This window comes from Desulfovibrio sp. 6_1_46AFAA, from assembly GCF_000224635.1.
Taxonomy (GTDB): Bacteria; Desulfobacterota; Desulfovibrionia; order Desulfovibrionales; family Desulfovibrionaceae; genus Desulfovibrio; species Desulfovibrio fairfieldensis.
Genome location: NZ_JH114301.1, coordinates 44,166 through 51,669, shown reverse-complemented (window position 1 = coordinate 51,669; position 7,504 = coordinate 44,166). Strand labels below are relative to the sequence as shown.

General features: G+C 56.4%; 5 protein-coding genes. 2 read left to right on the top strand and 3 right to left on the bottom strand.

From position 1 onward, the window contains the following. Positions 1 to 149: 149 nt before the first annotated feature. Together HMPREF1022_RS03700 and HMPREF1022_RS03690 are read left to right on the top strand one after the other, a co-directional pair. On the top strand, positions 150 to 1,889 hold the full coding sequence (locus HMPREF1022_RS03700) for a methyl-accepting chemotaxis protein (RefSeq protein ID WP_009301951.1): 1,740 nt from the start codon (positions 150 to 152) through the stop codon (positions 1,887 to 1,889). Positions 1,890 to 2,494: 605 nt separating this feature from the next. Then, positions 2,495 to 4,234: a methyl-accepting chemotaxis protein gene (locus HMPREF1022_RS03690; protein ID WP_009301950.1), complete on the top strand. Its 1,740-nt coding sequence runs from the start codon at positions 2,495 to 2,497 to the stop codon at positions 4,232 to 4,234. Between the two features lie 197 nt (positions 4,235 to 4,431). Here HMPREF1022_RS03690 and HMPREF1022_RS03685 read toward each other — a convergent pair whose 3' ends face one another. The 3 genes from HMPREF1022_RS03685 to HMPREF1022_RS03675 are packed head-to-tail and all read right to left on the bottom strand — an operon-like array spanning position 4,432 to position 6,651. Further along, a complete protein-coding gene (locus tag HMPREF1022_RS03685) occupies positions 4,432 to 5,055 on the bottom strand; it encodes an IbrB-like domain-containing protein (protein ID WP_008685916.1) in 624 nt (207 codons plus the stop codon). Next, a complete protein-coding gene (locus HMPREF1022_RS03680) occupies positions 5,045 to 5,461 on the bottom strand; it encodes a hypothetical protein (RefSeq protein WP_009301949.1) in 417 nt (138 codons plus the stop codon). Before HMPREF1022_RS03680 ends, HMPREF1022_RS03685 begins: the two co-directional genes overlap by 11 nt. Continuing rightward, positions 5,461 to 6,651 (bottom strand): phosphoadenosine phosphosulfate reductase, encoded by a 1,191-nt coding sequence (locus HMPREF1022_RS03675; protein ID WP_009301948.1) that lies wholly within the window; start codon positions 6,649 to 6,651, stop codon positions 5,461 to 5,463. The genes HMPREF1022_RS03680 and HMPREF1022_RS03675 overlap by 1 nt, the downstream gene beginning before the upstream one ends. Between the last annotated feature and the right edge of the window lie 853 nt (positions 6,652 to 7,504).

Here is a 7,504-nt window from a genome sequence, read left to right as displayed (position 1 = left end):
GAGAGAGAGAGAGAGAGTTGAGGTAGCCGCGGCTGCCGTCTTTTCTGCCGATTTTTCACCAAGGGTGACGGATTTCGCGTAGTATGCGAAATCCGTCACCCTTTTTTGTGGGTCGCTCCGCATTGTGCCTGTTTTTCAAGGGAGGAATAATGAAACTGAGAACAAAACTGTCGCTGTCCATGGGTCTGCTGATAGCCATGCTGTGCGGGCTTGGCATTTTCAGCCTGTATCAGATGAACAATATCAATGACGCATCCACGGAGATCGCCAAAAACTGGATGCCCTCCACCAACGCGGCAAACAGCCTCAACACCCTGACCTCGGATTACCGTTTGTACGAGGTCATGCATATTTTCTCCACCACAGCGGAAGATATGGCCACATATGAAAAACTCATGTCCGAAATGGAAAAACGCATCGCCGAGCTTGAAAAAAAATATGTAACCCTGATCTCCGGTCCGCAAGAACGGGGACTCTACGACGACTTTCTCTCGGAATGGAAAAAATACACACAGATCCATGAAAAAATTTACGCCCTTTCCAAGCAGAACCGCACGGACGAGGCCAAGGCCCTGCTGAACGGCACTTCCAGGGATGCGTACCGCACAGCCAGCGCCCTGCTCGTCAAAATTGTACAGCTCAATACGGAAAACGGCGACAAGGCCAGCATCGAGGGCGACGAGTTATACGACTCCTCCAAGACGTTGGTCTCCGCCCTGCTGATACTGGGCATAGTCATCGGCGTGCTGCTGGTCTTTTTCCTGGTGCGCAACGTCCTGCAGCAACTCGGCAAGGACCCCGGCGAACTGAACGCCATTGCCCACCGCGTGGTGGAGGGCGACTACAATATTGACGACGGCAGTAAAAAGCTGGGCGTCTACGCGTCCATCGTGGAGATGGTCACTGCCCTGAAGCGGAATATTGAAAACGCCCAGCGCGAGTCGGAGAACGCCAAGGAGCAGTCCGCCAAGGCTCAGGAAGCCATGGCCCAGGCCGAAGCCGCGAGCAAGGAAGCCCAGGCCAAAACCGAGGCCATGCTGGTGGCCGCCGATAAGCTGGAACAGGTGGGCAGCGTGGTCTCTTCCGCCTCCACCGAACTTTCCGCCCAAATCGAGCAGTCCGACCGGGGCGCGGCCGAGTCCGCCCAACGCCTGTCCGAGGCGGCCACGGCCATGAACGAAATGAACGCCACTGTCCAGGAAGTCGCCAAGAACGCGGGTTCAGCTTCGGCCGCCTCCGCCGAAACCAAGCAGAAGGCCGAGGCCGGGTCCCAGGTGGTGGAAAAAGCCGTGCACAGTATTGAGCAGGTTCATCAAATGTCCCTGGAACTCAAGGAAGACATGGCCCAGCTCAACGAGCACGCCCAGGACATCACCCGGATTATGGGCGTGATTTCGGATATTGCGGACCAGACCAACCTGCTGGCGCTCAACGCCGCTATTGAGGCCGCCCGCGCGGGCGAGGCCGGGCGCGGCTTTGCCGTGGTGGCCGACGAGGTGCGCAAACTGGCCGAAAAGACCATGGCTTCCACCAACGACGTGGGCAACGCCATCAAGGCCATCCAGGAGAGCACGGCCAAAAGCATGGAAGGCGTGGACAATGCCGTGGAGCGCATCGGCGAAGCCACGGAACTCGCCAGCCGCTCCGGCGCGGCCTTGGAGGAAATCGTCGCCACCGTGGAAGCCACCGGGGACCAGGTCAACGCCATTGCCACGGCCAGCGAGGAACAGTCCGCCGCCAGCGAGGAGATTAACCACTCCATCGTCCAGGTCAACGACATGGCCCGGCAGACCGCCGAAGCCATGGCCGAGGCCGCCAGGGCCGTGTCCGACCTGGCCGCCCAGGCCCAGGGCCTGACCAATCTGATCCAGGAATTGAAAGAAGCGTAACAACACTGTTGCGGCCGGGGGCAGCGCATCTCCTTCCCGGCCGCGCATAGGCGTGTTTGGACAGTTCGCGCCTATTCCCTGACGCGCCCCGACGGACAACGGGGCGCGTCTCTTAATTGCTTAAAAAATACTCTTAATCTTACTATATTAATATGTTATTTATCTATCCATTAATAAAAAATAATTACTCCTATTCTTACAAATTTTTCTGGACAGTTCTCTAAAGATACGTTTTCTTGTTCCGATAAAATAAAAAACTTCTACTGATCTTTACTCTCAGATACTCACGACGCGCAATAGAGCGAAGAAAATCCGTGGAATCGCGGGACCAGACTGATCCCGCATCCCGCGCAAGGAAATATGATGAAACTGTCCCCCAGCTACCTTTTGTTGCTGAATAACCACGACGCCGGCCCGCCGGGGGGCCGCTCTTGTTTGGGGGCTGCTGGAGAGAGGCTGTATAAAAAGAGCCTCTTTCAAATCAAAGAGCCGCGCTTTGTCCCTTACTGTGGGGACCGAGCACGGCTCTTTTGCGTGTTTTTTCATCATGAGCCGCCGTGAAGCCCTGAAATCCAACGCGCTGCCCGCAATACAAGGAGGAGTTTATGAAGTTATCGACAAAAATTGCTGTGAGCATGGGCGCCTTGGCTGTCCTGATGGCGGTCATGGGCTTGTACCTGCTCTTTCAGATGACAAAAATCAACGACACGGCCACCATGATGGCGAACAACCGCATTCCGCTTGTCGAAGCCCTTGGCGAAATCAACAATGCGTCCTCGGAGTACCGCCTGGCTGAAATACTGCACGCCTATGCCACCGACCCTGCAGTCATGGAACAGCTTGAGAAGCGTATGACCGAGTGGTTGGGAATTATTGGAAAAGGAACAGAGACCGTCACCACCCTGATCTATAATCCCACTACCCGGCAACACTTCGAAACCTATCTGGCCGCCAGAGAAAAATATCGGACCGGGGCACGGAGAACCCTAGAGATTTCCCGCGCAAACCACACCGAGGAGGCTCTGGCCCTGCTGATGGGCGAATCACGCACGCAGTACGGGATTATGAGCGACTCGCTGGACGGCACAATTCGTGCCGTTCTGGTGGACACCGACAAGATAAATACCGAAGCCGACGTCATGTACAACAACGCGCGCCGGACCGGCATGATCCTGGTGGCGGCAGCGCTGCTGATCGCCGTGGCGCTGACCATCCTGATCGTGCGCAATGTTCTGCGCCAGCTCGGCAAGGACCCCGGTGAACTGAACGCCATCGCCCAACGTGTGGTGGACGGCGACTACGCTATTGACGATGGCGGCAAAAAGATGGGCGTGTACGGGGCCATTGTGAAAATGGTCAACGCCCTGAAGTCCCATATCGAGAATGCCCAGTGCGAATCCGAGAACGCCAAGGAGCAATCCGCCAAGGCCCAGGAGGCCATGAAGGAAGCCGAGATGGCCAGCGCCGAGGCTCAGGCCAAGACTGAGGCCATGCTGGTGGCCGCCGACAAACTGGAAGTTGTGGGCAATGTGGTTTCCTCCGCCTCCACCGAGCTTTCCGCCCAGATTGAGCAGTCCGACCGGGGCGCTGCCGAGTCCGCCACCCGCCTCTCCGAAGCGGCCACGGCCATGAACGAAATGAACGCCACTGTCCAGGAAGTGGCCAGGAATGCGGGTTCCGCTTCCAGCGCCTCCGCCGAAACCAGGGAAAAGGCCGAAGCCGGGGCCCAGGTGGTGGAAAAGGCCGTGCAGAGCATTGAGCAGGTCCACCAGATGTCCCTGGAACTCAAAGACGACATGACCCAGCTCAATGAGCACGCCCAGGACATCACCCGGATCATGGGCGTGATCTCGGACATCGCGGATCAGACCAATCTGCTGGCCCTGAATGCGGCCATTGAGGCGGCCCGCGCGGGCGAGGCCGGGCGCGGTTTCGCCGTGGTGGCCGACGAGGTGCGCAAACTGGCCGAAAAGACCATGGCCTCCACCAACGACGTGGGCAACGCCATCAAGGCCATCCAGGAGAGCACGGCCAAGAGCATGACCGGCGTGGACAACGCCGTGGAATGCATCGGCGAGGCCACGGAACTCGCCAGCCGCTCCGGCGCGGCCCTGGAGGAAATTGTCGCCACCGTGGAAGCCACCGGAGACCAGGTCAACGCCATTGCCACGGCCAGCGAGGAGCAATCCGCCGCTTCCGAAGAGATCAACCAGTCCATTGTCCAGGTCAACGACATGTCCAGGCAGACCGCCGAAGCCATGGCCGAGGCCGCCAGGGCCGTGTCCGACCTGGCCGCCCAGGCCCAGGACCTCACGGATCTGATCCAAGAGCTGAAAGCGGCCTAGCCGGAGCGTTACAGTACACGCCCACGGCGCACCCTGACGTAGACAGCGGGGTGCGCCGTATCACGAGCCGGATATGCCCGTACTCGGCATTCAGAAAACCGTTTTTTTGAAAGAGACAGTCATGTGCCGGTATTGTCCGGCGCGGCGTCCCCTTTCAAAGGAAAAGTGGAAGATGCTCCCCGGCTGCCCGCTTCAGTTCAGGCGTCCACATCCCATGCCCGTGAAAATTCCCGATTGGAAAAAGCCTCGGCCAGTCCCTGCATCTGCTTCAGCCGCAAAACCTCATCCGGATCCATGCCGAGTTCCTTGCCGATCCGCTCATTTGTCCAGTTATGCCCGCGAAGCAAGGTCACAAGTTTCGCCGTCAACTCCACCTGATGCGCGCCGCGGGCCATATTATGGCGCACGGTGGACGTGATGCGGTCCTCAAGGTTCTTGTTGAGACGGACTATCGGGAGATAGCCCCCGAGGCTCTGCCGGACATTCGCTTTCGTCTTCACCACCTGCCGCCTGTGAAAGCCGTCCACCACGACCCAACCCTCTTTGTCGTCCGCCACCACGACCGGCATGGTCATGCCGTCCTTTTCAATGGACAAGGTGAGCAGCCGCATTTCCGGCGGGGCGACTTTATTCGGGTTGTACTCATTGCCGCGGACCTGCTCAACGCGCACGAGCTGGGGGCACGTCACCGGGTGCGGTATATTCAGGTAGGCCGAAGCCAAAGCGACGATACGGTTGTACACCGCGACGCGCCTGTCCAGGTCGCCCGTCTCGGCCTCAAGGACCCGCCCAAGCTTGGTCAGGAGTTCATCAATTTCCATGCTCAAATTCCTTTTTAAAGCGCACAAACCGCCCGACTTTACAGACGGAACTGAATCCATAGCGGAAATAAAGCTCCCGGCGCGTCCAGTAATCCGCGGTTACCAGGCGAGCCGCGTCGGTCTCCCGCGCCTCCAGAATGCAGCGTTCCAGGATGGGAATGTCCGCTTCTCCCTCCAGAGCATATAAATGAAGAAGACAAGCCGCCGTTCGCCTGCGGCGTATCGAGCCGAAAGCCACAACCCGCGCGCCTTCCATCATCACAAACCAGCGGCGGCCCGGCTCTGAGCTGATGACGCCGCCCAATGTCTCACGGATTGCCGGGCTTGCTATGTACTCGCCCAGCAGTCCGAACAATTCACGGTTCTTTATCGGATCTTCATCGTGAGTAAATTCCAGAAGTTGCATCACAGCACCATATACTTCATCATCAGTTGAGCCTGGCGCTCCATCTCGCGCTTTGTCTGGGAAAAGCTTAATCCTTTGCACCAGTAGTCATTCTTCAGCAGGGTCTTGCAGATGCGCCGCCAGCTCGGAGCCTTACGGAGCCTCTCCTGTTCCACATCGGATTCCTGCGGAATCTCCTCAACGCCGTGCTTCGCCCACCATCTGAGAAAGGTCTTGATTTTTTTCCGGTAATGCGCGGCCGTGGGGGGAGGCATGGTCTCAAGCAGAAATTCCGCGTAACTTTGCCAGGTGTGCCCCTGCGGAAGATGAATATGAAAATTTCCAAGCACGTTTCCCGATTGATCCACATAGCGGTTGCCGAAGTTTGCTCCTTCCACCCGCCCGACAAGCCTGGCCCATGTCTCCGGCTCCAGCATTTTAAAAAGCCAGAGCCCCTTCCGCTGGTCGTCGCCGTACGGCTGGCAAAGGCGCATCTGGTGGATGCCGACTCCGGCCAGGTGCATAAGGTCGTAAATCCGGTTGTAGTCCCAGCCTTTCCTGCCCGTGGCCGTCCAGATGTCCTCAGTGCGCCAGTCATATATCGGGTATGTATTGACAACGCCCGAAGGCGTCACGGTAGTCCAGCTTTTCCCGTTCCAGCGCTGCTTGGTCGAAGACGCAATGGTACGAAAACGGTTCAGGGATTCATCACTGCGAATGGCCACAATGCAGGCGCAGGAGTGCCCCTCCGCAAAATGCTTTGCGAACAGGGGGGTGAATTCCTCAAACTCCATGCCCCGCCTGAACCAGGGGAAATGGTCCTCACTCGTGATCACCCCCGGATGCCTGGGGAGCTCACGGACCCACAGCTCCCGCGCGTCAGGATCCCAGCACAACCAATGCGGCTGCATCTGGGAAACCGAATTTCGCAGATGAATGGGCAGGCAAACCCAGCACGGGCGGACGTCGGGCCTGGTCATGATGCGTGTGACGAAAGCGTCGGTGTGCGCATACCATGCTTCCAGGTCGACATGCAGCACGTCTAAGGGAAGACGCCCTTTCTCCCTGGCGATCTCCAGGGCGTACTGCACCACAAGCCCGGAGTCTTTGCCTCCGGAAAAGGACACATACACGCGCTCAAAACTGTCAAAGATCTCCTCAAGCCGCAGACGCGCCGCGGCAAACACGTCCATGCCAAGAAAACGCTTCATACCATCGACTCCACAAGCCGCCTGCACGAGAGATGCCGCGCAACATCAAATACTTTTCACGAGGCGCCTCTCACACAGACAGGTGAATTCGCTCATCTGGGCAGGCATCAACAACACCTTGAAGGCTGTAATCATCAGTTAAAAAACTATCTTTACTTTCTATTGCCGCTCAAACGATCTTTATACGTCAGCATACAATAAAATATAGTTTTTCAGCACAATAAAAATTGTGGTGCACTACCGTGTAAAATAGTAATTATTGTTATACACTATAACTATAAAAATTAATTACTAGTTTTATAATATGTGAAATTATATATATACCATATTTTCTAATTTAACAATATAACGTTACAGGCATAGAGGCGGCGCTTTCTCTTATGCCTCCGTTTCCCCGCTCGCTCCTGTCCCGGGCATTCCGGCACGCTCGTGCTTTTTCAGCTGCCGCCCCCATGTGCGCGTCATCGGCCGCTTGTGAAAGCAGAAGCATAATATTTTTCTTATTTTATCAATAAATTCAAATAAGTTATCGCTATTGCTCCGAGAAAAAATCCCTTTCTCAACCTTGATTTATGGATAAATATAAAGAAATATATTTTGCATCCGATTAAGCAAGGCATGCAAAAGATATGAGCTCAACGGCGTAGAATGCGATTCCCTGCGACTATTGCAGCTTTATAAAAAACAGGCTTCACGCCGGATAACGCCATGAATACCTTACACGCCGCCTATTCTTCCGCCGTGCCGCATACGCTGGTCACCGCGTGTGGCCTGGAGAGAGAGAGAGAGAGAGAGAGAGAGAGAGAGAGAGAGAGAGAGAGAGAGAGAGAGAGAGACGACGACGACGACGACG

What these genes read in the sequence shown, in the direction of transcription:
- HMPREF1022_RS03685 (WP_008685916.1), bottom strand. Translation starts at nt 5,055, where the DNA reads ATGGAAATTGATGAACTCCTGACCAAGCTTGGGCGGGTCCTTGAGGCC.
- HMPREF1022_RS03700 (WP_009301951.1), top strand. Translation starts at nt 150, where the DNA reads ATGAAACTGAGAACAAAACTGTCGCTGTCCATGGGTCTGCTGATAGCC.
- HMPREF1022_RS03680 (WP_009301949.1), bottom strand. Translation starts at nt 5,461, where the DNA reads ATGCAACTTCTGGAATTTACTCACGATGAAGATCCGATAAAGAACCGT.
- HMPREF1022_RS03690 (WP_009301950.1), top strand. Translation starts at nt 2,495, where the DNA reads ATGAAGTTATCGACAAAAATTGCTGTGAGCATGGGCGCCTTGGCTGTC.
- HMPREF1022_RS03675 (WP_009301948.1), bottom strand. Translation starts at nt 6,651, where the DNA reads ATGAAGCGTTTTCTTGGCATGGACGTGTTTGCCGCGGCGCGTCTGCGG.